The organism is Rhodothermales bacterium (assembly GCA_034439735.1).
GTDB lineage: Bacteria > Bacteroidota > Rhodothermia > Rhodothermales > JAHQVL01 > JAWKNW01.
This window is the reverse complement of the sequence record JAWXAX010000130.1, coordinates 1-23,552: the sequence shown is the minus strand read 5'-3', so window position 1 is coordinate 23,552 and position 23,552 is coordinate 1. Positions and strand designations below refer to the sequence as shown.

Sequence of the window (23,552 nt, the reverse complement as noted above, 5' to 3'; positions counted from 1 at the left end):
CTCCTGGTCGGGGCGTGTCGTCCGGCCGACCCGCCAGTGGTCGTCTATCTTCTTCGACACGCCGAAAAGGAGGTGCCGCCGGCCGATACGACGGACAACCCGCCGCTGGATCCAGCTGGTTTCGCGCGTGCGGAGGCCCTCGTGCGGGTGCTCGGCGACGCCGGCGTCACGCGGATCCTGAGCACGGACTACCAGCGCACGCGACAGACCGTGCAACCACTGGCTGATCGGTTGGGGCTGACGGTCGAGCTATACGATGGCCGCGCCCTCGCCGACGTCGCGGAGATGTTGCGCGGCGCCTCGGGACGCATCCTCGTATCCGGCCACAGCAACACCACCCCGGATCTGGTCGATCGCCTCGGCGGCGATCCGGGCTCGGTGATCGACGAACTGTCCGAATTCGACCGGCTATATGTCCTCCACCTCTCGCCCGACGGTACGACCACGATGCTCCTGCGATACGGAGAATAAGGACGCTCAGATGCGCACTTCGCCTATCTTCCTGAGCCGGCGCAGCAGCTCCGCGTACGGGATGTAGGGGCCGCCCGGCTCGGCGGAAAGCGCCGTCAGTTCCTTGGTGATCGTCTCGCGGAACGCATCGCTGGACAGCAGGTCGTCCAGATGTTCGCGCCAGACGTCCATCCGCTCGTTGATGTGGCGATGGACCATCGCAAACACCCGTTCCGCTTGCTCCTCGCTACCCGTTTCGAAGGTCTGGTCGATGGCGTGTTTGATGGCGTAACCCACTACCAGGATGTACGGCGCCGCGATGACACTGAGCGAGGAGAGGCTCACGGTGCTGGTGCCGAATAACATGATCCAGATGAGGGCGAAGCCGGCCAGCGTGCCGATGGCCACCGAAGTGCGCCGGCGGAGCGACTTACGGAGGTCCATCTCGACCGTGATCGGCGCCTTCACGCGCCACAGCTGCTTGCCGGAATCACGAATGGCTTCCTGCACCCGCTGGGCCAGGTATTGATCGGGGTTGAGGGGCGGCCCGACCGGTTTGTAGATCGGCTCTAGAAACGACGTCCCTTCTTTGTCCAGGAAGAGGGCCACGGGGGCGTCGTAGGGGGGATGTAACGAAGCCCTCCGTCGCGCAAGGTAATCGATCGGGTCGATGAGGCGGTCTCGGATCAGGGAGGAGATCCAGGGCACGGACCATTTGACGGCGCTTTTGAGCGCCAGCCGCCGGCCGTACTGGTTCCACGCCAGCTCCACCCGTCGTTGGACCGATTCCAGCGAGCGCTCCCACTGGTCGACGAGCTGTTCACGCAAGTGCTCGATGTCGTGCAAGATCTGCTTGTGCAGCCGCGGGAGCACGGCGTCGTAACATTTTTTAGTCAGCTCCGAGTTCCACCGTTCGATGAACGCTTCTTCCTGCATCCGGCAGAGGAACAGCGCCGGCGAGAGGCCATTTCCCGGTAAGTGCGGGGTCGGGATGCGGCGCGATTCGTCGCGCAGTCGTTCGTAGGTTTCCTCGAGCGGCATCAACACCGCCGACGCCTCGCCCGGGAGGAATCCATGCAGCGCCTTAAACGACAACGCGGCGCTGTCCAGCAGGCTGCGTCGTACGTGTAGCACCACCTCTTCCTTCCAGGCCGCCAGCTCGGATTCGGTTCGCTCGGCGAAGCGGGGCAGCCACACCTGGACGGATTGCCACAACTCGGCCGGATGAGGCGAGCCATCCCCGGCCGACCCTGGCTCAAAAATCGACGCCTCGACGGCCACCCGGGTGCTCGGCTGCTGGCCGCGCAGGAACGTCAGGTGATCGGTGGGCATCTCGGGTAACTTAAAAACGGCGGCCGGCGGCGTGTTAAGTGTCCAGCCGGACTTCAAGGGCACCGGTCCGTCCGAGCCGGGCCTCCACTGCGTGACGGGCCGGCTGTCGTACACCAGGTTGGCGAAGATCATCTGGCTCGTCTCGGCGATGTCGCGGAGGATCGACGCGCGCAGCGCCTCGATCGACGGCGGCGTTTCCGGCGTCTGGGCCAGCTGGGGCGGTGCGTGTAAGGGTTTTTCGAGCGCGACGGCCTGCTCCATGGCATACGACTTCAGCGCGCCGGCATAGTGCTGCACCCGCTCGGTCATCGCCAGGTCGAGGGTTTCGAGATGCACGTCGAGCTGGCGCTGGAAGGCGAAGTAGGCCCACCGGTTGGTCAACACACGGTCCACGAACGACTCGAACCGGCCCGACAGCGCATCGCCCATGGCCTCGACGAAGTGCGTCTGATTTTTCTGCCGCGTCGAGCGGGCACCAAGGAAAAACCGATTACGTAGTTCGCGATACAGGAGCGCGTTCGGGTCGTCGAATAGACTCTCCATCCGCACTGGAGACATCGTGCAGGGCACGACGAGGTCCAGCGCCGCGGCATAATTCGCGCGTGCGTCCTGGATCAGTTGCAGCCATTTGTTGCCGGGCACGGTGTCCATGTGCGTCAGTACGCCCATGGTGATGACCGGGAGGATCTTTGTCTGCTGCATGGAGCCGACGAGCAGCTGCGCCTTCTGCTCGGCGAGCCGGTCCGCCCGTAGCAGCCACAGGAGGCCGTCGGCTTGCCAGAAAAAGCGTTCGTTGAGTTCGTGCCCGTTACCCGCCGGCGCCTCGGCGAAGGCCACATCGAGTGGAAGCCCTGGGGCGTTCACGTGCCACACGATCCGGTCGATGGTGCCGCCGGCGATCGTGGCGTCGGGGCCGATTTCCTGCGTCAGCGCATGCGCTTCCCCGAGGGAAAGGATGGTTGGAACCGGGTCGTCCTGGAGGACGATTTCCGCCATTTCATGCGCGCCTTCTGGCCGGCGGTAGATATTCAACCACGGCATCGTCCGGCCGACAGGCGCCAGTTTGCGGCCCAGGAGCAGGTTGATGAGCGCGGATTTACCGGCGCCTTGTTCGCCCACCACAAACAGCATAAACGGCTGCCCCAACGATTCCTGCCGACGCGCGATCAGCCCGGCTTCCCGATGGAATCCAAATGCGGCCGCCGCCTCACGGAGTTTATGGTATTCGAGTGTATAGGAAGGGATTGGAGAAGCCATACTTCGAAGCGTCGTATAAACCGGTTCGGACGGCTACGTGGGAATGCCGTGCCCAACTCGACGACACGAAAAAAACGGCCCGAAAAGCCGTGCAAGGCCTTCCGGGCGCGGGGAGATCATCACACGGGGCGAAAAAAATTCCGTAATGCGGCAGCGCATTACGCATATCGGTCGAACAACCGCAGGAGAGGAATCCGCTGCGTGTCCTCGTTCAGGCGCGAGGACACGGGGACGTGAAAGTACTGGAGGCGCGAGGTTTTGTACCGGATGAGCGACTGCTGCGTGGCGCCGACTTCGATATCCAGTCGAGACGCCGGCTCCGTGGTTTCGGCCGGGGCTGCCTCGGAAGTCGTAGCTCTATCGGCGCGGTGCGGAGCGGCATCCGGCGCTGCGGCTGGTGCTGCCGATGGCGCCGCGGCCACGGCTCGCATGGCTTCGGTGGCCATCTGGTCCGCCTCGCGGGCTACCTTGCGATCCTGATTGGAAGGCTCCTCGGGCGCGAGGGCGGCACGTTTGATGATCCGCGCTTTTTCAAGCGTGGCGCGGGGATTGTCCGGCACCGCGCTGGTGTCGATGTCCACACTACCACCGACGGCGTAGCGCTTACCGTCCGGGCCTGTCTGATATTCGTAGTGTGGGCTGCTGGCGTAGCGACCGCCGGCCCGGAAGTGGGCCTCCTCATGACGGCGTACTTCCTCATCGCGTTTCTTCAGGTCGTCTACCTGCTGGCGCTCTTCCACGGTCAATTCGCGGTCTATCCCCGCACCCGTCGCCTCGCCCTGCGCGGCGTTGTGCTCGTCCGCGGTCTGGCCGGCTTCGATCGGGATCTCCGGACGCTCGCGGGGTTTTCGGAAGAGGACCACTTCGTCCGAAGCGCCGGCATGGATGCGTTCTTCGTTGGATGCATCGACGGCTTCGGGCCGTGGTGCTGGCTGGCCGCCGGCCGCCGCCTGTAAGGCAGGGGCCAGATACCTGGCGTCGGTTATCGTCGCGTAATCGGAGCCTATCATGGTAGATACAGGCCTTGCCCTGGTTTTCGAATAGCGTTAGGTCATGTCTTGGGCTGTTGAGCGAAAGGGCCTCGGAGGATCTTTGTAATCGTATCGGCGCCTCAGGCGCCGGCTAAATGCGCGGAGCTCCGTTTTATATGGCGACGGCCCAGCCATGCCGAACTCGCCCGATGGTTGCTCGTTTTACCATGCCCTGGCCGGTAGCTGTTCAGCGGGGAGGTATCCGTGACGGCGTTGCTCCGGCCCCTCGTTTGTATCGTTTAACCGACCCATATCATGCAGCAGCCTCCACAACAGAACCAGGAATGGTGGGATCGTTTTCAGGCGCTACTGGATGAAAAAGTAGCATGGCCGAACGAGTATATGTTCAAGTTCATCGTCCCAAGCGCTGGCGTGGACGACGTCCGCGCCCTGTTCGGCCAAGAACAGCCCATCGAATTGCGTCCATCGAGTAAGGGGAACTACGTGAGTGTGACAACGCTCATTCGGGTGGCCACCAGCGCCGAAGTCATCGACGTCTATACCCGCGCCGCCCGGATCGAAAAAATCATCCTTTTATAGCGCCGGCTCGGGGACCGCGAGAGCCGGCAAGAGGCGGTCAAGGAGCCTGGCGAGGTGTTGCGACGCGATGCGCGCCTGGGCGCGGGACCGAACGGTTCCGGTGCACTGAAGAGGAATGGTCACTGGATTGATTTTCGATGCCCTATAGCCACACTGATGCCGGCGACGATCGCGCCGGCGGCGATGAGGGCGAGGGCGGCGTTGAGGGTGACCATGGCGACGATCGGCGTCCACGCGACGAGGAAGCTTGCGAACAGGAAGAGCCAGGGCACGACCGCGAGGCCGATGCCGGCAATCTCGAAGAACGAGTGACGGATGCCTGGGCCCAGGAGGATTCCGGTGTGGTCGGGCCGGCCCTCCGCATCCCGCGGCGGATTTTTGTAGCTATGTGATCCATGCAGGATCATCGAAAATAGATCCGACATCACCCGTTCGTGCTTGAAGTACCCGGAGTGGCTCGGGCCCGGCAGGCCGAGGAAGTAGTTGGAGACCTGTACGTTATCCACCATCAACAACGGCGCGTGGCGCGATGAGGCGCTCTCGATGGACGCGCTGATGATATCGGCCCGGTCCCAGAAGTTTACCCAGTGGATGTTCGGCTTCCGGTTTTTGGCGAACGGCACGATCCCGATATCCCCGCGGATGTCGTCGACTACCCGGTTATAGCGGTGGTATTTGCCGATGTGACTCTCGAAAAAATAATGGATCTTGTCGATCGGGCTCGCGAGGGTAACGAAGTGGTCGATGCAATCCAGCCGGAGTTCCGCATCGAATGGGTCCTCGGTGTTGATGGATCGGTTGATGCGCCCCAGCTCGAGCAGGCAATCATACGCGATGGCCGATCCGAGGCTGTGCCCGACGACAACGATGCGCCCGCAAGCAGGATCGCCGAGGACGTGCCTCATGAGCTGGACTCCGCGCTCGAGGATGTCTGACCGAGTCTTGTGTTTGTCGTCCGTTTCCTCGTAGGTGGTCCAGAGCTGGACGTCGCCAAGGTAATCTCTCAAGAATCGGCGCATCGCGAGGCCGGTCGCCACCAGCAGCCCGAGCGACAGGATAGGCGGCGGGGCGTACGGGACGAGGTCGATCAAGTACTTGAGCGGAGATGCGGAGAGATAGGGATCCAGGAAATCGACACGTAGCAGGGAGATGTCTTCGCCCAGGGTGGCGATGGTCCGCAGGAGGCTCCCGATGACGGCCGTGATCATGATGACGAGGGCCAGAAGGATGGTGAGGAGGGTCATCATGTTGTAGAGTTCTCCGATCACGTACCCTCGGCGCCAGCGCAGCGCCAGGGCTGTACGGCGGGCGCTTTTTTCGTCGTTGTCTGTGGCCGTCAGCCAGGTAAGAAACGTCCGGAAGTTTCCTTTCTCGTATTCGCGTCGCGTATCCGGTCTCTCGAAGGCGTCGTACTGGCTGAGAATGTCCTGGTACTCCGCGTCGGAAAACGCCGGCTTTTTGGCGTGCCGGTCCGTTTGCCACAGGGCATACAACGCGGCGCGGCGGAGCCTATCGCGGTCTCGCCAGGAAGAGAACAGGGCCAGCAGGGGAGTCTTGAATTGGTATACTAACCACTTGACGACGGATCGGGCGGAGGACTTGCCGGCAGCCAGTGGGGCCCAGTAGGCTTCATAAAAACGGTACACCGTGGTGAACCCCGCCGGCTGGACGGCGCCCCGGTCGTAATACGCGCGAATGTACGAGACCCGCTCATCCGTTTGGGTACGGCTGGGTTCGAGCCGTGCTTCGATGTCGGTGAGCTTGTTTACGGGGATGCCGGCCATCTCAGTGCCCCGCCGGACGTACGCAATCCGGTCCAGCGCATCCACCAGACGCGAGATCTCCTCGTATCGACGCTGGGCGCCCATGCCGTGAAAGTAGACGATGGCCGTGTACTGCTTGTCCTTCGGCTTCTCCTCGGGCGAAATGCTCGCTGCCAGCGTCGGGGCTGGGATGGGGTCAGACGCAGTGTCCGCGACGGCTTTTCTGCGCGAGCGCCGGGGCTTTGGAGTTTCAGGCATGGGCGTGGAAGGTGGGTCGGCGATTGAAGATAACAGAAACGACCAGGACATCTTATGTGGAGACGCTCCTGTGGAGCGTCTCATGATAATCGCATGCGTTCTTTTGGTGTTTGGAATTCGGAAACCTTGCTGAGACGTTCCAGAGGAGCGTCTCTACCGAGTCGGAACATGCGGAGCGCCACGGCGAAAACGTCGCGTACCGCACTATCGACTATGTCCTTTGTGTCACGATCGTTTAGAATCCACCGACTGCGACGACAATGCTAGGAGTGCAGGGCGGATCATCGCCCCGCACAGGAAGTACAGAAGCCCATATCCTCGCCAGGCTGCCTGTTTCTGTTGCCATCAACCGGAGCCGACGTGACACATCGATCCTATTCGTTTCGCACCGTATCGGCCATCGTTCGATACAGCCCACTGTGGTTTGTGGCGCTCGCCACAGCCGCCTGTCTACGTTTCGATCCGCCCGCGATCTCCTCCGTAATCGCCGATCAATCCCAGCGGTATCCTCAGATGCAGGTGCGGGACTGGTACAAGCTCCTTCACCAGGCCGCCATGGGCAGCGCCCACCTCGGCGCCGACAGCAGCGCCATCTATAACTACCTGCTTCACGAATGGAACGCACTGGACCGCGTTCGGCCGAGCGAGGCGATGGTTGAATTCATCTCTCCGGATAGCCAGATGGTACGGCTGAACTTGCGGCCGTACAAGGCGGCGGGCGGCACGCCGGCCGAGGTCTACCGCATGATGACCGTCTCCTGGGCCTCCTTCCGCCCGTCGACCGCTCACCTCGAGGAATACATGGGACAGCTCGCCTTCATGGCCAAGCGCGGAGACGTGTGGCTGAACGCCGACGCCCTCGCCGCGCTTCTCGAGGAACAGCGCGCGCGCGACTACCCGGCCGCCCACCACTCGGAAACGTACGAGCGGGTGTACCGGCCGGCCTATCGCGTCGTCCTACGCTCCACGCTCACCATTCCACCTGGCTCAACACCCTGACGCCGGCCTCGGAGTTGAAGTAACTCAGGTGGTGACACGGCGCATCGCGGATGACGGGCGCGGGCGTACGCGTGGCGCTCACCTGTTTGATGCTCGCCACGCTTACGGCGATGTCGTTCGGCGCACCGTCGAACAGGGCGCTGGCCGTCTTGCTATGGCCCACCTTCACCAGGAATTTCTTCAAGAACCCACGCTGCTCGGTTTCCGAAACCTGGCCCATGTCGCCGGCGACGATCGAATACCGGATGCCCGGGTTGGCGCTGGCGTCGTTGAGGAGGGCGAGGAAGGTGGACGACGGGTTCATCTGCTCGAGGGTCGGGGTGATCTGTTCGCTGCCCTCCAGCACGTTGTGCAGGCTGTTGACGAAGGAGCCCAGGAACGGAATGACGGATGGCACGAAGTTGACGACGAGTCCGGTCACCCGCTTCATCGCCTCCCGCGCCTGCCCGAACTCGCCAAACGGCGATCCACCATTCGGGGTGCCGGCCATCACGAGGTGGTCGACAAACGTGTGCCCACCCAACCGCTCGATGAAACAGCGTGACACGAGGCCGCCCATCGAGTGGGCCAGGATCGTCAGTTTCTTCCCGTCGTCCGGGCCGAAACCGGCATCCTCAAGCTGCTTTTTCAGCGTGAGGGCGGTCTCCTCGATCGGGGTGTTGAGGTTCTCGTAGTCGTACGTGAGGATCGTGTCGAACTTCGTCTGTAGCCCGCCGGCGATGTCGGCAAGGCCGGGGACGATCGTCTTCGTGTCGCCGATGATGCCGTGGATGACCAGCAGGATATTTTTCGCCTCCTGGACCTGCGTTTTGGCGCCTTTCGGGATGATCTCAAGCCCATCGGCGGTCGTCTTCACCCAGCCCAGCCTGTTGATGTTTGCGACGTCGCGCGCCAGATACGCCTTGAAGAAGTAGAGCTTGAGCGCCTTCCCCAGGCTGCGGCGGTTGGTGGTGGCCTCCGGGATCTCGTCGATCCGGATGCGGGCCGCGCCGTCGGGGGTACGCTCGGAGTCCCCCACGAGGACGAACTGCTCGCCGTCGAACGCCAGCGGGAGGAGCACCTCGTTTTCGTCGAGGTCCGCCTGCATCGTCATCATGAGCGGGTTCTCGGCCAGGCCAGCGTCCCCATCGATGTCGGTCAATTCCAGCACATGCGCCGGCGCGGCATCACCCCGGGTGCGGCCGGGAGAGAATAAGCTCAGGCCGGCGCGCTCGAGGACGTCATAATAAGCCCCATCACTCGTGGCGCCGCGAGTGCCCGTGGACACCGCGGTAGTGTTCACTTTTGCTTTGATCGACGGGTGCGGGTCGATCGTCAGCTTGAGCGCCTCCACCGGCACCGGCGCCTCGCCGACGGCCTTGTTCTGGCGGACGATCTTAACGCGCCAGGTCTTCGTGAACCAGTCGTTGGTCGGTTCGAGCTTTTTGTCCTCGTGCCGGCGCTCGCCGCGTGTGGCGACGAGGTAGTTGCCCAGCTCGAACCCGTCCATCGTCAGCAGCTGGTCGTCGATTCGCTCCGTACTCACGATGAGTTTGTACCAGACGGTTTCTTCGTTCAGGCCGGCGTCCAGGAAGAGCGATCCCTGGTCGAGCACGGAAAACTCCTGGCCCGGTGGGATGGGCTCGTTGGCGTTCTGCCGGATCTTGAACTCCCGCGAGAAATAAAGCAGCAGAGCGTACAGCGGCTGGCTGGTGCGGTTGCGGATGAGGAAGCGGGTGGGGATGTCGTACGATTCGTCGTCGACGCCGTCCGGAGCCTTGTAGGTGACCACCACCTCGTTGTCATTGTACAGTTTGTTGGACTGGCCGATTTCGAGCACCCGCTCCTTCTTGTCGGGAAATGGCCGGCCGGCGGCATCGGTGAGGCCGATCTCGTAGACATTCGCGCCCTGCTCGGGTCCGTCTGCATACCGGATCTCTACCTTCGAGGTGTCAAGACGGGTGCTGGTGTTGTGCAGCCGGAGAGCGCGTTCCCACTGGATGACCGGCTGGAGCACGGCCGTTAGCATCGCGCCGGCTTCGCCATACCCCTTTACGCCCTGGACAAACAGGCCGGTATCCCGCTGGATGAGGCGGTATTCGCCGTCACGGGCCGTGATCATGTACCGTGTGCCTTCCGCGGCATCGACGAACGTGGCGCCGATCGACGGGTCGAGTGCTTTTTTCAGGGCGGCGACCTGCGCCTTCGGGCCTTCGATGTATACGGGCTCCGGGGGGATGGGCAGGCTGGTGATCGAGGCTTTGAACTGAGCGGCGGGATTGCCGGCCAGCGCCGCCGGCATGGCAATGGCGCTTTTCTGGATGCCGACCTGCGTAGTGCGTGTCTGGCCGACGACCTTGCCGGCGTCGTTGTAAAGCGTCAGCTCGGCCGGCTTATCGGCGTCGCTCGGCAGGTTGTGCACGGCTCCGCACTCCACCATCCAGGCCTGGTCGCGCGTGTCAAAAAAGACGAGGTGCCGCTTCTGACGCATCACTTTCGAGCCGAGGAAAGTCGTGTAGGCATTGAAGTGGTCGTACGTCTCGAACTGAGGATCTTGCTTTTTCTGGTCGCGCATCGTCGCGCGGGTGCGGGAGAAGAGTTCGGCGTAGCTGAGGTCGACCCCATGCTGCGTAAATACCTGCTGGAGCGAATAGGAGAAGAGCCCGCGCCGTTTTTCCTCGTGGGCGGACTGCGTGCGGTCGCAGGCGGCCAGCAGAATGTGTTTGGTCTTGGGGATCGCCAGCTCGCCGCGCTTGAGCGCGCCGGCGTATTCGATACGGAGGGTGTCGCTGTGCAGGTAGGACTCTAGCGGCCGTTCGTCCTCCATCGTCAGCGTGGCGCGGATGAGGGCGCCCTCCACCTCGGCGGCGCCGCGGGTGGCTGAGCCGGAATGGCAGCAGTCCAGGATGACGGCGATGTGGGGGTTGTTGCGCTCGACCTCCTTGAGCAGGAGCGCGATTTCCTTGTCGCCCAGGTCGTACGCGTCGGGTTTGCTGCGGCTGTTGTAACAGACGAATCCCTCGTCGTACCCGTCCGGGAAATAGGTCGTGAACGCGCCGGCGGCTTTCCAGCGGGCGCCGTGGCCGGCGTACACCAGGAGCGCCACGTCGTCCTTGCCGGCCTGGCCGAGGTGCTTTCGGAACTGGTCGATCAGGTTCTCGCGCGTGGCGTCGGCATCGGTCAGCTTGACGAGCGCGAGCTCGTTCGGGTAGTTGGTTTTGAGGAGATCCTCGTAGAAGGCGATGTCGTCGAGACACCCTTTCAGGTTGACGGCGGCATTCTGCGAATAGTCGTTGATGCCGGCGAGCAGCGCGTAGATTCGGGCCATGGGTCTGAACGATCCGGGTGAATGTGGGATGAACCGGTGGCGCAAAGTAGGGACGTGTTTCCGCAATTGCGACCGGTGGGCGCACTCGAATCACATCCTTTCGATGCCGGCGGGCTCATCCGACTGGCGGTATCGATCGTAACCGTTACTCAAAACGGCGGCAGCGGCTCGCCGTGGGAGCGCACCCAGGTAGCATGGAGTTGCTGGAGCCGGCGGGTCATGGGGCCCACGTCGCCCGCGCCGATGCGCCGGCCATCCACCTCCAGCACTGGCGTGAGCTCGCCCATCGAACCTGTGGTGAACATCTCATCGGCTGTGTAAACCTCCGTCATCGAGATGTTTTTTTCGCGGGCGGGGATGTCGTTGAGCCGGCACAGGTCCAGCACCAACGCCCGCGTGATGCCGGGCAGACAGGCGTCCGGGTTGGGGGTGAGGACGACACCTTTTTTGACGATAAAGATGTTCGTCGCGTTGGTCTCGGAGACGAACCCATAGAGATCGAGCATGACGGCGTCGTCGACGCCGGCGAAGTTGGCTTCGATTTTCGCGAGGATGTTATTAATGAGGTTGTTGTGGTGGATCTTCGAGTCGATGCTCGACGGGCTGTTGCGGCGGATCGACGAGGTGATGAGCCGGATGCCGGCGGAACTGTACACGGGCGGCTTCCACTCGGCCAGGACGATCAGTGTCGGGCCGTACGGGTTGTTTGTCGGGCTCATGCCGGAGGTCACCTTCTTCCCCCGCGTGAGCGTCATCCGAATGTGCGCGCCGTCGCGCATGCCGTTGGCCTTGAGGGTATCAAACAGCGCCTGCTTCACCTGGTCGCGGGAAGGGACCTGTGTAAACGCCATCGCGTGCGCCGAGGCAAACAGGCGGTCGAGGTGGGCGTCGAGCTCTGAAATCCTACCGTCGTACACGCGCAGGCCCTCCCAGACGGCGTCGCCGCCCTGGACGGAGCTGTCGAACACGGAGACCTTCGCCTCCTCGCGAGGGTACAGGCGGTCGCCGACGTAGATGAAGATGTGTTCGTTACGGGGATCGGGTATGGTTGGCATATGGGGATTCAGGGTCGTATGGCGCGGGCCAGGAGGCGTTCGTAATGCGGCCGGCATTCGTCCAGCAGGGGTTTCAGTCGGGCCGGGAAAGGGTCGCTTTTTTCGCTGTACGGCGCAAAGGTAGTGGATTGGTGGACGTTATGGTACCAGTGGGGCGCCCAGACACCGTCTTCGGGTTTGGGTCCTGCCGGCCAGGCGAGCATCTCCTCGATAAACGGGAGGCCGATCTGCCGGCAGAGCGCCTGGAGGACGCCGCGGGGATCCAGCAGCAATTCGCGCGCTTCAAGGATGGCTGGCTCCTGGCCCCGGGCCAGCAGGTCGTCCAGCAACGCCGTCTGCCGTCCGAGGCCGGTGTCGCGCAGCGTCGGCTCCGGGATCTGGTTGATCAACGAAGGCAGCATCTGCGCGGGGTCGCGGACGAGCATGATGTTCGTCGTGTGGTCCAGAAACCCGAGATCCAGCTCCACCAGGTGGTGGGCCATGTGTTTGAGGAAGGCGTTCGGGCGGTCGTAGGCGCCGTACACGACTTCCTGGATCACGCGTTCCCCGTCGTTATCCATGCCGGCGAGCACGTCGTTTCCGCCGGGATGTTCGGCTTTCGAGACGCGCAGGTAGTGGGCATACAGCGGTTCGTCGACCACACGGGTGTCCGGTCGCTGGCGGAACGCGTACATCAGCGCCGTCGACACATTACGCGGGCCGGACCAGAGGCAGAGGATTCGGGCGCTGGGTGTGGGCATTTTTGTTGGATACTGTCGGGGTGTATCGTCGGTGTGGTCATGAACCCGTTCATCGAACATACGCCACCGTCGCCGGCCCGTCGGGCATAGCGCAAATCCGGGCGTCGGGGCCATACCTTTCGATCAATTCCGCCACCGTCCGTCCGACATCCCGGCAAGGCGTGAATAGGGCGCGGCGGATCTGGTCGTCCGACAACCCCTCGCTGTACACGAAGACCTCGGCGCGGAGCTGGACCTGGGCCTGGACCTGCACCTGCCACTGGTCCTGCTCGCCGAAGCCCGGGCGCGCCAGCATGTCAAGCACCGCCTGCGGCGAGCCGGCTTCGGCCAGCAGCGCGGCGTATCGTCCGTGGTCCGGTAAGCCGTCCTGGCAGGCGGCGCACATGATGATCGCGCCCCCTTCACGTACGATGCGGTTGGCGGCGCTCATGCCTTTCACCGTCTGGTACAGGTTCTGGTCGAGCGGATAGCCGCTGTTGCTCACAACTACAACGTCGTAGGGTGCATCTACGCCCACCATGACATGGTCTCGCACAAAAGCCCGGCCGGCGGCGTGGGCCTCCAATAGCTCGCCGGCGAAGACACCCGTGATGTCATGCGCCGGGTTGATGGCGACATTCACCAGGAATGCCGGCATCGTCATCAGCGCGGCCTCGCGCATCTCCTCCCAGATCGGGTTGCCGTCGATGACGCCCCAGGTGGCGTTGGGGTGGGCGATCATGTCGCGACCGTGGTTCGACAGTACGCTTTCCTGCCCGGCCAGCGCCGGCAGCACGGCCTTCGGACCACCGCTGAAGCCGGCGAAAAAGTGGGGCTCGATGAAGCCGGTGTAGACGCGAAAGTCAGCCTCCATCATCGTCCGGTTGAGGCGGACCGGGTTGCCGCGGACGGTGACGCCCACCGGCACGAGGCCGGCGTCGTCGAAGGCGTTGTGCTGGGCGCAGCGGTAGCGGTCCACGATGCCGTCGCCGAGCATGGCGCGGAGTTCGGCCTCGGTCTGTTGCCGGTGGGTGCCGAGCGCGTTGAGGAGGGTGATGTCCTCACGGCGGACGCCGGCGGACGCCAGTTCTTCAAGCACCACGGGCAGGATCCGGTCGTTGGGGACAGGGCGGGTGATGTCGCTGTGAGTGACCACCACGCGATCCCCCCGGCGTACGCGGGCGACGAGAGGGGCGGAGCCGATGGGTTCGCGCAGTGCGGCGCGGAGGGCGGCCGGCTCATCGGCAAGGCCGGCGACCGGGCTGGCGCGGAGCACATCGGTCGACGCGGGGAGGTCGATCTCCAACCCGGTGCGTCCGTAGGCGAGCGTGATTTTCATGCGAGGCATTTGGGCGGTCTGAGCGGTCGCCTTACTTTTCGAGCCGGTTTAGCGGCGGCATTCCGCGCAGCTTCTTGACGGCGGTTCTGGCCGGCCCCAATATAACGATGCCGAGGTCTCCAATTTTGCAGTCCTTCGTACCCGCCAGGCTCAGCCTGATGATGTTTCTACAGTTCTTCATCTGGGGCGCGTGGTACGTCACGGTGGGCAACTACATGGCGGCGAACGGGCTTTCGCACGTCATCCACTGGGCCTACACGGTCGGGCCGGTTTCGGCGCTCATCTCCCCCTTCGTGCTAGGCAACCTGGCGGATCGCTACGTGGCCACCGAACGGGTGCTGGCGGTGCTCAACCTCGTCGGGGGCGCGGCTATGCTCGGGGCAGCGCTGGTGGGCGGGTCCTCGGCGCCGGCATTTATCGGGTTGTTGTTCGTCCACACCTTCTGCTTCTTCCCCACGCCCGGCCTGGCCAACGCGCTCATCTTCCATCACGTGTCGGACTCGGAGCGCCTCTATCCGCTCATTCGGGTGTTCGGGTCGATGGGGTGGATCATCGCCGGCGTGCTGGTGAGCCTGGTGCTCGGGGCCGACGAGACGCCCATCCCGATGTATCTGGCCGGGGGCACGGCCGTCGCTATGGGGCTTTATTGTTTTACGTTGCCGCACACGCCTCCCAAGGGATCACGGGTCGATGTGACGTGGCGGCAGCGCCTCGGGCTGGACGCGTTTGATTTGCTCAAGCGCCGGCCGTTTCTGGTGTTCGTGCTCTGCGAACTGCTCATCTCGATTCCGCTGTCCACCTACTATGCCTATGCGCCGGTGTTTGTCAACGCCGCGGGCGTGGAGAACCCGGGCTTTCAGATGTCCTTTGGCCAGGTGAGCGAGGTCCTCTTCATGCTTTTTATGCCGTGGGTGCTTGTACGGCTGGGCGTGAAGCGGATGATGGTGGTGGGGTTCGTGGCGTGGTTGTTTCGGTTCGCATTGATGTCGCTCGCCGCTTACCACGCCGGCAGCTACGCGTTTATCCTCGCCGGAATCCTGTTGCACGGCATCTGCTTCGACTTCGTCTACATCGCCGGCGAGATCTTCGTTAACCGCCAGGTGACCCCCGAAAAGCGCGGTCAGGCGCAGGGGCTGCTGGTCATGATGCGGTCCGGCGTCGGGATGATGATCGGTGCGCAGATCTCGGGCATCATGTTCAACCGGTTGTTCATCGGCGAACTGACGGACATGACGGGGTGGGTCACGTTCTGGATGATCCCCGGCGTGATCGCGGTGGCCATCCTGGTCATCTTTCTCGTATTTTTTCGCGACGAAGGAGACGGCACATGGGGGAGAACAGGCGGTCAGCCGGCGCCGGCTGCTCGGGTATCCGAGACGTTATAGGCTATCGCTGACCCGTTCCCAGCGATAGGCCGCCAGCCGTTCAGGCCGGCCGTAGAAGCTGGCCTCCAGCGCCGGCTCGACTTCCGTCCGCCAGATGGCTTCGAGATGGTCGGCCAGATCCGTACGCATGAAGCTGGAGATACCCAGCTTGCGGTCCGGGTCGGCGATCTCGCTGTTCAGTCGTTCGAGCATGGCGACCAGCGGGCCGGCCGGGAAGCCGGTGCGGGTGAGGTACCGCTCGAGCACATCCAGCCGTGGGGGGAGGTCGATGAAGGCGAATCGCCGGTGCACGATCGGGTCGATCGCCGGCCCCGCCAGCGCGTTCATCGTGCCAATCACGAGGGCGTTTTCGGGGACACGGAGGGTGGCGCCGGCCGCCAGCGTGATCGTGTCGTCGCGGTATTCGAGCAGGTATACCAGCTCTCCGAAGACACGGCTCAGGTCGGCGCGGTTGATCTCGTCGATCACCATCACACAGTCCCCCGAGCGCCGAGCCACGCGTTCGCAGAAGAGCGGGAAGCGCCCCAGGACCGGCAGGGATGCGTCGTTCCCGGCACCAGTGAACGGCCCGACAAAGTCCTCGTACCCGTAGCTGGGGTGAAACTGGACGGTTTCTGCAAACCCGTCGCCGGATTCAGCCAACACGCGGGCCAGATGGCGCGCGAGATAGGTCTTGCCGGCGCCCGGAGGTCCGCTGATGATCACCTGTCTCTTCCGGCGAATTGTCGCGATCCAACCCCGCAGTTCGGCGACGCTGTAGCCCGTCATCTCGGCGCATTCCACCAGAGGGTCGGGCAGGATGACCGGCGGCGTGAGGTCGTAGCGTTCGACCTCGGCCGGCTCCTCTACGGATGCGTCGGCCGGCGGCGTGAGGGGTTCGAGTACGGTTTCGATGATCGGGTCGAGCACGGTGACAACCTCCGCGTCGTCCGTGTCGAGATCGTCCGTGTCGTCGACGTACGTATGAGGGAGATAGATCGGTTCGGCGACCTTTTCCAGCACCGTTTCCGAAGCTGCATCCGACACCGCATCCGACACCGCATCCGACACCGATTCGGAATCCAGGGCGGTGGCGGACTCAGGCACGACGTCTTCCACCGGACCCTCGTTCGATTGGGTGACCGATGCGTAAAGCGTGTCGTCAATCAATTCGGCAACCGATTCGGGCTCCCTTTCGGCGACCATTTCGACGTCGATTTCCGTAACGGGCGGTTCGATGTCGGCCAACTGACTGGCCGAGTCGCCGGCAGGATCCGTAGGTGCGGATTCGATGGACGGTGTGGCGCTGTTCATCGTGCGCAGCACCTCGGGGATATCGTCGACGCCGGCGCTGGCCGCATCGCCGAAGCCGAAGTCGTCATCATGCGCATCGTGCGGGTCGTCCTGGCCCGCATCGAATGTCGATCCGAAGTCGACCTCATACCCCGTGTCGTACCCCGCATCGAAGTCGGCATCGAAGCCCGCTTCGAAACCCGCTTGATATCCTTCGGGCGTGGCGGCGTCGTGGCCGGCAGCATTGGCTTCAAGCAGTCGATCGATGGCGCGCGCCTCTTCGGCGAGGGCCTGCGCATCGCTCTCCGTCAGGGGCGGTGGCGCCTGTTCGTCGATGGCCTGGGCTTCGGCGAGGAGGTCGTTTGTCCATGAACCATCGCTAGAGCCTTCGGCATGCTGTTCGGGCTCGGACCGTTCGATAGACGTGGGTTCCGGATCCGCCTCGTCGTCTTCCCGCCTGAGCGCCGTCCCTTCGGTTTCGACGGGACGCACGTCGGGTGTAGTCCACTCTGCCGCGGACGACTCTGTAGAGGCCGGTTCGTCTGCGATGGACGGCGTGACGGGCATCGTCCAGTCGTCTGCGGGTGAGTCAATTTCTACGATGATTTCGGTCTCGTCGAGGGTATCGACCGTCTGCATCGGTGGCGGCCCAGCGGGGGGTTCGGGTTCGTCACGTTGGGCGTGATCGACGGCCGGCGCCTCCGGTTCGGGGCGTGTGTCTTCCGGTCCGTTCGGGGCCGCGTGTTGGGTTAGCGCGTCAACGGCAGGCTCCTGCCGCATCGGACCGCCGTCGCCGGACAGCGGGGTGTCGACTGCCGGGAGGTCGATGTTCTTTTTGGGCCCCGCTTTACGCGGGCCGTGATGGGCGATGAACCACGAGCAGAAGATGGCAAAGAGATCGGTGTTCTGGATGCTCTTGAAGCCGAAGGCATTGGCGCCGGAGTGGAGATAACGGACGAGGGCCTGGCCGGCGTCGTTGATGTCCGGGTAGTGTTCAATCTGGCCGGTATAGCTGGTTCCGCTAAAAAAATTGATTGTCGATACCGTGTCCTCCGTGGCGAGGAGGAACGAGCCCGGCTTGAGGGCGTGCAGCATCGGCGACACATGCCGGCTCTGGAACGGAGCGGCCTGCGCGTGGAGCCTGAACCGTTCGATATACGAGGTGATGGTGCGGGGGTTGTACACACACTGCCGCGTGAGTTCGAGGAGCGCGATGGCGGCCTGTTCGCGTTCCACCGACGACAGACGAGCGAGGCCGTTGAGGGCGTCGTCCATGGCCGGCATCGGATGGACCCAGGCGCCACTGGCGACATGCTCCCGGCGGTCGGCGTGTGGGAGCAAATGGAGGAACACCCGTTCGGTGACGATTTCGCCGAGTTCGTGTTCAGCGACGACATGCGCGAAGTGTTGCTCCGCCTGTTCGCGCGCCCGGGCGAAAGCCGCCGCCATGGCGATGCCGTTGGGAGACGTCATAAACGTCTCGAGGAACGTCCGGTAATGCTGGTCGAGCGGCGTTGCCGGCCGATTTCCGTTCGGTAGCGTCGGCTGCGGTTCGCTGGTACGCGTGGGCGCCGCCTGGGCGAGTGGAGTGGAGGGGTGGAGCACCGTGGCGTCCGCATCCTCCGTCTCCTGCTCTGTCCATAACTCCACGGGCTCCGGGGCGGGCGGTTCGCCGGCGGCGACCGCCGGCGCAGGCCGGCTTGCCGGCTGGCTCATCGCGGCGCAGACACGGATCAGGCTTTGAATGTCAAGCATGTCATGCGGGCGGTATTCAGCCAGCGCATGTTTCAACCCGTGCGCAAACTCCTTCACCGCGACGTACGTCTCGGGCGACGGTTTGCCGAGGTAGGGAGAGAGCCCGATATACTTGAGGAACCACTCGGTCGGCTGGGGCTCCACGAAGAAGTCGGTGCGCGGATTCGAGAAAAAGAGCAGGTAGGTCGGAAAGGTCCAGCTGTTCGGCAGTTCGTGGTCCTCCACATAGCGGAGATACGCCCCCAGACGCTCCTGGGCGGACTCCGTGCCGTGGAGCAGGTGGTAGATCTGGGCGCAGAACACCGGCTTGTCTAGCGTGGGCACGTAGAGGATTTCGAGATCCCCATGTTCGGTGCCGGGGCGGTCGAGCAGGTTGGTTGCCTTACCGAGGCGTTCTAGCCGATCGATGAACGCTTCGGTTTCGCGGGTGACGAGCATGTGGGCGAGGGTGCTCTCGCTCAGCAGGGCCGTCGCTTTTTTTACCGTCAGACGCCGGGTGTTGATTTCGTCTCGGAGGAATGGGCGGTGTTCAAACGAATCCCACTCCGGGTATTTGCGGCGGATGAGGTCGATGACCTGCGATTTTTGATCGATAGTGATGCTCATGTATCAATAATATCCAAAGCGACAATCCCCGGGCCTACGGATGCTATCATTGCAGTCCGGCCAGGTTTCGGAGCGATTCGTGGGTGTCGGGCGCGATTTCACGGATCGGAGCCCCCGAGGCCGCAGGGGCCCGTCGAAAGCGTAGCGTAATTGCGGGTAACATTGGCAAACCCTGTGCCGCAACGCCCGGTGGTCAGGCACTTTTACGACGCTCTTTTTACAACGAGGAGGGTCATGTCGTCGACTGGGGGGGCATCGCCTACGTGCGCGGCAACGGCGGCGATCAGGCGATCCGCGATGGTACGGGCCGGCAGGGAGCGGGTTTCTCGTAGGGTGTCCGCGATGCGGTCTTCGCCGAACTGGACGTGGGCGGCGTCCCATGCCTCATTTAGCCCGTCGGAGTAGAGCAGGAGGATATCGCCGGATGTAAAGCGGAGGTCGCCTTCGGGAAAGGGGAGGCTGGCGGTGAACCCCAGCATGGGGCCGGCGCGCTCCAGTCGTTCGATACGGCCATCGGCCCGGCACATGAGCGGGCGGTTATGGCCGGCATTGGCGTAATGCAGCGTGTGGCTGGAGGGGTCCAGCAGGGCATAGACGAGGGTGACGAACGAACCCTTGCGATTGCGGTCGCACACGACGCGGTTGATGCGGGTGATGCATTCGGAGCTGGTGGCGCTCCAGGGTGCGAGGCTGCGCAGGGTGGCCTGTACGTTGGCCATGAGCAGCGACGCCGGCAGCCCTTTGCCGGACGCGTCGCCCACGCAGAGGCCCACGCGACCGCCGTCGAGCGCCAGGGCATCGTAATAATCGCCGCCTACCTGCTGGGCGGCTACGCTGGTGCCGGCGAGTTCGTATCCTGCGATGTCGGGCAGGTGCTGTGGAAACAGGGACGTCTGGATTTCGGTCGCGAGCCGTAACTCTTCCTGCATCCCATGCAGGGCGCGCTCCTCCTGTTGGAGACGGGCGTTTTCGAGGACCTGGGCAGACTGCGTCGCGATGATCGCCAGCAGCCGTTGGTCGTCCTCGGTGAACTGCACATCCGGCCCCATCTTGTTGTACACACTCAGCAGGCCGATCAAACCGGAGCGGATCAGGAGGGGGACGCTGAGGAGCGTACGGATATCGGGGTTCCAGACGGCGCCGGCGAATCGCGTGTCCGTACGCGGCTCGTTTATGATGATCGGCTTCTTGTGGATCATCATCCATCCGAGGAGGCTGTCGTTCAGACGGATCGAGTCGCGACGGAGCAGGCTATCCTCCGTGCGAACCAACGTCCGGGTGGTCCGGGCCTCCAGGTCGCTGATCAACACGATATCGCCCTGCTCCGCCTGCAGACTTTTCATGGCCCGCCGGACGATCGTCTCCACGATATGCTTCGGATTGCCGGAAGCCCCGATCGCTTGCGCCAGATCGTTAAGCAGCGAAAGCTCCTCCACGGATCGCCGCAACCGCTCGTTTTCACGAGTCAGATGGTCTGGTAGCCGGTCGGGAGGAAGTGAAGTCATGCAGGGGAGGTCATGAAAAGGGTTATGAAGGCCTTCGGCCAGGATATGAGCCCCTGACCGCCAGCCCCCATCAGCCAGTCCCCATCAGCCAGCTCCCATCAGCCAGCCCCCATCAGCCAGCCCCCATCAGCGAGGAGCCTCAGTCCCTCATGTCTCGGATGGCATCGCGGACGCGGTTGACGCCGTCGAAGTCGAATGCCACCGATAGGGAGGGTGCGGCTTTGAATTCCGACGAGTCATCGCCCGGGGTGAAGCTGGGTTGGCGGAAAAAGATCATGCCCAGCTGGACCGTAAAGTTCTTCGTGATGTCGAACCCACCGCCGACGAGCGGGATGAGGCCGGCCGTGGCGCCGCTGAGCCGCTGGTTTTCGAACTGGAGCCGGCGTTTGAGGATGGCGCCGGCCACGATGGACGTCCGCGCCAGGAGCTCTCGGCCGAAATAGGGGCTAGGCAGTTGTTTGTCTACGGCAAAGGGGTAGAATTTAAGCGCGGCGACCCCGAACGCCTCGGCTTCCTGCAGGCCCGGGTTGAAGACCGTGCTGGGCGCCAGGTTGAGGGCGGCGGCGCCGAAACCGATCGTCGTGCTGACCCGGACGCGGTCCGACGTGGCCTCGGCGCCTTCCCAATTGAGGGCGTTGACGCGGGTGTTGGCGACGGCCGTGTAGATGCCGGATAGGTGTTCACCGAGCGAGTTCATGATGCGGGAGCGGATCGGGCCGTAGTCGTCTTCGCCCTGAAGGCTCATCTCGCGGATGACCTGGTAGGAGCGATCCACCATGTCGCCCAGCATCGCACATTCGGCGTCGGCAAAATTGGTGTCCGTGCGGCAGGCCCGGCTGGTCGCGTAGAGGCGGGCGACCACATCTTCCTCCGGCATCCGGTCCGAAATCATGGCGGAGCGGATGGCGTCGACATCGCCGGCCTGGAGGAACCGCGTGTCCTCGTCGCGCTTGAGGCGAGCCATGAGATCGATAAACGTCTGGTTCTGCATCATCACCCGGTTGGCCTGCGTCAACTCGCCGAGGATTTCCTCGCTACGACTGAGGCGAACATCGCCCAACACGGCCTCGGCGACCTCGTTGAGCAGCGTCGGCTCGATATCAAAGCTCGGGACGATGTTGTCTTCAGGGACGACCTCGCAGTTGTCGTCGACCACGTTGCGGACGAGGACGACCTCATCGCGCTTGAAGACCTCGACGAGCTGCGCTTCGATGTTCTGCGTGAAGATGTCGCGGATGACCTGCTGCTTCACATAGGGGTACGTCTCCTTGGCGACACGCATGGTCTCTTCGTAGGCCATGTCCAGCGCCGGCTTCAAGATGTTCACGTCGAAGCCGCCGTAGAAGTCCAGCTTCAGGTCGTACCGACGGCCAATGTCCAGCGGTTCGAACACGAGACGGAACACATCGGTATAGACATCAGGAGGGTTGACCCAGCAGGATTTCTGACGATCCCTTGTGGTTCGGGAGTTGATTTCACCGACGACCACTTTGATCTCGTTCTCGGTCTTGATCGTCGTGCCCTGGATGGCCCACCGGCGGCCATAAGGAATCCACTGGGCCCGTACAACGCCGGCCTGGTAGTTGATGATGTGCACCAGCCGTGCATCGATCGGAAGGGCTTGCGCCTGACTGTGCGTAACGAAACGATCGAGGGAGGTCAGGCAAAAAAGCAGCGCGAACGCCAGTAGAACCTGGTGCGCCCGGCGCGCGGAGATAGGAGTACCAACCATGGTGTGCCTGTTCATGATAAAGCGGTGGACCGGATGGGCCCGTTGCTGCGCGTGTAGATTACCCCGTAATTTAAAGTGATACTTTAAGATAAGCGATAGGATTCTTCAGAAAGTTCAAGGTTCGATGTTTAAGGTTCACGGATCACGGCGAGCCCACCACGTAATCCATGGCCCTTAAACCCAAAACGTTGAACCTTAAACCCGCCGGGCCTCATGGACAGGTGGGAGCTGGGGTTGGTCGTAGGGTGGGGTGGCCGGGCGGGCGCCGTCGGCTGGCACCCAGCTGCGTTTGATCTGGCCGATGGATTTTTCGATCTCGTCGATGAAGAACCAGAAGTAGGCCTCATCGCGCGGGTGGATTTTAGAGCTGTTGAAGCCCGTTTTGTCGATGGCGTACCGGAGCCGGCCGAGTTGCCCGTCCGCCTCTTTGGTGAGATGGACGATATACTGCATGAGCTCTTTGTCCGTGAAACGCTCCGGGTATCGCTCCGGCAGCCAGGCATATTCCTGGCGCGTGAAGACCCCGATGAACACACTGAATAGGGCATGGACGAACAGCACCACCTGCGCGGTCTGGATGAACATCGCATTGATGTCGACCGCTTTCTCACGCAGGATGGCGAGGGTGAGGGTGATGACCGCGACAATCAGCAAGATGGTCATCGCCTTGGTGCCGGTCAGCAGCCGCGGCGTGAGCTCGTCGTTATACTGTGCCTTCAGTTCGATCGAGTTGCTGATCGCGATTCCATAAAGCACAATCGCGGCAAAGCTCCATTCTGGGAGAAGCAGGACGTTGTCGATCTGGCTGCTGAACGCGATGTCGATCAACAATATGACAACGATCGGCAGTACGGTAAACACCACCTCGTTCATGAACCAGAGGGAGAGGACCTCGAACCAGAAGCGGCTGGCGGGGCTGGGCTCTTTCTTGGAGGCCCGTTTTTCAGCCCTTGAAGGGCCAGTCTGGGGTTCGAGCGTGTCAATCTTGTCGGCTGCCATGGGTGCGGTTGTTAGGAGATGAGTTTCTGATCAGTCGTGTCGTGCACAGCGTGTCCGTAATTGGCTAACGTTTGCCCACATTGTAGAGACGCAAAATTTTGCGTCTCTACCTACCCTATTCACGGCATACCATAAGTAACGTCAATAAATAACTGACGTTACGCGCACACAGCGCGCATGTCATCCTGAACGCAGTGAAGGACCTTTCTAAGACGCGTCGATGGCGTTTTTTAACGCAGAATCGCGTT

General features: G+C 62.9%; 16 protein-coding genes. 4 read left to right on the top strand and 12 right to left on the bottom strand.

Going from position 1 to position 23,552, the window contains the following annotated elements:
• A partial coding sequence (locus SH809_10505; GenBank protein ID MDZ4700125.1) for a phosphoglycerate mutase family protein occupies window positions 1-471 on the top strand: 471 nt, incomplete at its 5' end.
• Between the two features lie 6 nt (window positions 472-477).
• Here the strand turns inward: SH809_10505 and SH809_10500 are convergent.
• Both SH809_10500 and SH809_10495 read right to left on the bottom strand, forming a co-directional pair.
• Window positions 478-3,039 (bottom strand): hypothetical protein, encoded by a 2,562-nt coding sequence (locus tag SH809_10500; protein ID MDZ4700124.1) that lies wholly within the window; start codon window positions 3,037-3,039, stop codon window positions 478-480.
• A 158-nt stretch (window positions 3,040-3,197) separates the two neighbouring features.
• Window positions 3,198-4,049, bottom strand: coding sequence for a putative metalloprotease CJM1_0395 family protein (locus SH809_10495; GenBank protein ID MDZ4700123.1), 852 nt, complete (start codon window positions 4,047-4,049; stop codon window positions 3,198-3,200).
• A 276-nt stretch (window positions 4,050-4,325) separates the two neighbouring features.
• Here SH809_10495 and SH809_10490 point away from each other — a divergent pair, with 276 nt between their 5' ends.
• Entirely contained in the window at window positions 4,326-4,610 is a 285-nt protein-coding gene (locus SH809_10490) for a DUF493 family protein (protein MDZ4700122.1), read from the top strand.
• Here the strand turns inward: SH809_10490 and SH809_10485 are convergent.
• Together SH809_10485 and SH809_10480 are read right to left on the bottom strand one after the other, a co-directional pair.
• A complete protein-coding gene (locus SH809_10485) occupies window positions 4,605-4,733 on the bottom strand; it encodes a hypothetical protein (GenBank protein ID MDZ4700121.1) in 129 nt (42 codons plus the stop codon). The two genes, SH809_10490 and SH809_10485, sit on opposite strands and share 6 nt — an antisense overlap.
• Window positions 4,730-6,631 (bottom strand): hypothetical protein, encoded by a 1,902-nt coding sequence (locus tag SH809_10480; protein ID MDZ4700120.1) that lies wholly within the window; start codon window positions 6,629-6,631, stop codon window positions 4,730-4,732. The genes SH809_10485 and SH809_10480 overlap by 4 nt, the downstream gene beginning before the upstream one ends.
• 360 nt (window positions 6,632-6,991) lie before the next feature.
• Here SH809_10480 and SH809_10475 point away from each other — a divergent pair, with 360 nt between their 5' ends.
• The gene (locus tag SH809_10475; protein ID MDZ4700119.1) at window positions 6,992-7,630 is read left to right on the top strand and encodes a hypothetical protein; all 639 of its coding nucleotides are present in this window, start codon (window positions 6,992-6,994) and stop codon (window positions 7,628-7,630) included.
• On the opposite strand, the gene SH809_10470 is transcribed toward SH809_10475, so the two are convergent.
• The 4 genes from SH809_10470 to larA form a co-directional block, all read right to left on the bottom strand.
• Window positions 7,602-10,937, bottom strand: coding sequence for a caspase family protein (locus SH809_10470; GenBank protein ID MDZ4700118.1), 3,336 nt, complete (start codon window positions 10,935-10,937; stop codon window positions 7,602-7,604). The genes SH809_10475 and SH809_10470 overlap by 29 nt on opposite strands.
• Window positions 10,938-11,086: 149 nt before the next feature.
• On the bottom strand, window positions 11,087-11,992 hold the full coding sequence (locus SH809_10465) for an aminotransferase class IV (protein ID MDZ4700117.1): 906 nt from the start codon (window positions 11,990-11,992) through the stop codon (window positions 11,087-11,089).
• Between the two features lie 8 nt (window positions 11,993-12,000).
• Window positions 12,001-12,732: a hypothetical protein gene (locus SH809_10460; GenBank protein MDZ4700116.1), complete on the bottom strand. Its 732-nt coding sequence runs from the start codon at window positions 12,730-12,732 to the stop codon at window positions 12,001-12,003.
• Between the two features lie 49 nt (window positions 12,733-12,781).
• Window positions 12,782-14,050: a nickel-dependent lactate racemase gene (gene larA / locus SH809_10455; GenBank protein MDZ4700115.1), complete on the bottom strand. Its 1,269-nt coding sequence runs from the start codon at window positions 14,048-14,050 to the stop codon at window positions 12,782-12,784.
• Between the two features lie 107 nt (window positions 14,051-14,157).
• On the opposite strand from larA, the gene SH809_10450 reads away from it, so the two are divergent.
• Window positions 14,158-15,435: an MFS transporter gene (locus tag SH809_10450; GenBank protein MDZ4700114.1), complete on the top strand. Its 1,278-nt coding sequence runs from the start codon at window positions 14,158-14,160 to the stop codon at window positions 15,433-15,435.
• On the opposite strand, the gene SH809_10445 is transcribed toward SH809_10450, so the two are convergent.
• The 4 genes from SH809_10445 to SH809_10430 all read right to left on the bottom strand — a co-directional run bounded on the left by SH809_10445 (window position 15,430) and on the right by SH809_10430 (window position 23,304).
• Window positions 15,430-19,068, bottom strand: a complete 3,639-nt coding sequence (locus tag SH809_10445; protein ID MDZ4700113.1) for an AAA family ATPase — start codon at window positions 19,066-19,068, stop codon at window positions 15,430-15,432. The genes SH809_10450 and SH809_10445 overlap by 6 nt on opposite strands.
• A gap of 203 nt (window positions 19,069-19,271) precedes the next feature.
• Window positions 19,272-20,573: a GAF domain-containing SpoIIE family protein phosphatase gene (locus tag SH809_10440; protein ID MDZ4700112.1), complete on the bottom strand. Its 1,302-nt coding sequence runs from the start codon at window positions 20,571-20,573 to the stop codon at window positions 19,272-19,274.
• 139 nt (window positions 20,574-20,712) lie between these two features.
• Window positions 20,713-22,305, bottom strand: coding sequence for a hypothetical protein (locus tag SH809_10435; GenBank protein ID MDZ4700111.1), 1,593 nt, complete (start codon window positions 22,303-22,305; stop codon window positions 20,713-20,715).
• A 195-nt stretch (window positions 22,306-22,500) separates the two neighbouring features.
• Window positions 22,501-23,304: a hypothetical protein gene (locus tag SH809_10430; GenBank protein MDZ4700110.1), complete on the bottom strand. Its 804-nt coding sequence runs from the start codon at window positions 23,302-23,304 to the stop codon at window positions 22,501-22,503.
• Window positions 23,305-23,552: the final 248 nt, after the last annotated feature.

What these genes read in the sequence shown, in the direction of transcription:
- SH809_10470 (MDZ4700118.1), bottom strand. Translation starts at nt 10,937, where the DNA reads ATGGCCCGAATCTACGCGCTGCTCGCCGGCATCAACGACTATTCGCAG.
- SH809_10430 (MDZ4700110.1), bottom strand. Translation starts at nt 23,304, where the DNA reads ATGGCAGCCGACAAGATTGACACGCTCGAACCCCAGACTGGCCCTTCA.
- SH809_10480 (MDZ4700120.1), bottom strand. Translation starts at nt 6,631, where the DNA reads ATGCCTGAAACTCCAAAGCCCCGGCGCTCGCGCAGAAAAGCCGTCGCG.
- SH809_10495 (MDZ4700123.1), bottom strand. Translation starts at nt 4,049, where the DNA reads ATGATAGGCTCCGATTACGCGACGATAACCGACGCCAGGTATCTGGCC.
- larA (MDZ4700115.1), bottom strand. Translation starts at nt 14,050, where the DNA reads ATGAAAATCACGCTCGCCTACGGACGCACCGGGTTGGAGATCGACCTC.
- SH809_10465 (MDZ4700117.1), bottom strand. Translation starts at nt 11,992, where the DNA reads ATGCCAACCATACCCGATCCCCGTAACGAACACATCTTCATCTACGTC.
- SH809_10490 (MDZ4700122.1), top strand. Translation starts at nt 4,326, where the DNA reads ATGCAGCAGCCTCCACAACAGAACCAGGAATGGTGGGATCGTTTTCAG.
- SH809_10460 (MDZ4700116.1), bottom strand. Translation starts at nt 12,732, where the DNA reads ATGCCCACACCCAGCGCCCGAATCCTCTGCCTCTGGTCCGGCCCGCGT.
- SH809_10435 (MDZ4700111.1), bottom strand. Translation starts at nt 22,305, where the DNA reads ATGGTTGGTACTCCTATCTCCGCGCGCCGGGCGCACCAGGTTCTACTG.
- SH809_10450 (MDZ4700114.1), top strand. Translation starts at nt 14,158, where the DNA reads ATGCCGAGGTCTCCAATTTTGCAGTCCTTCGTACCCGCCAGGCTCAGC.
- SH809_10445 (MDZ4700113.1), bottom strand. Translation starts at nt 19,068, where the DNA reads ATGAGCATCACTATCGATCAAAAATCGCAGGTCATCGACCTCATCCGC.
- SH809_10440 (MDZ4700112.1), bottom strand. Translation starts at nt 20,573, where the DNA reads ATGACTTCACTTCCTCCCGACCGGCTACCAGACCATCTGACTCGTGAA.
- SH809_10500 (MDZ4700124.1), bottom strand. Translation starts at nt 3,039, where the DNA reads ATGGCTTCTCCAATCCCTTCCTATACACTCGAATACCATAAACTCCGT.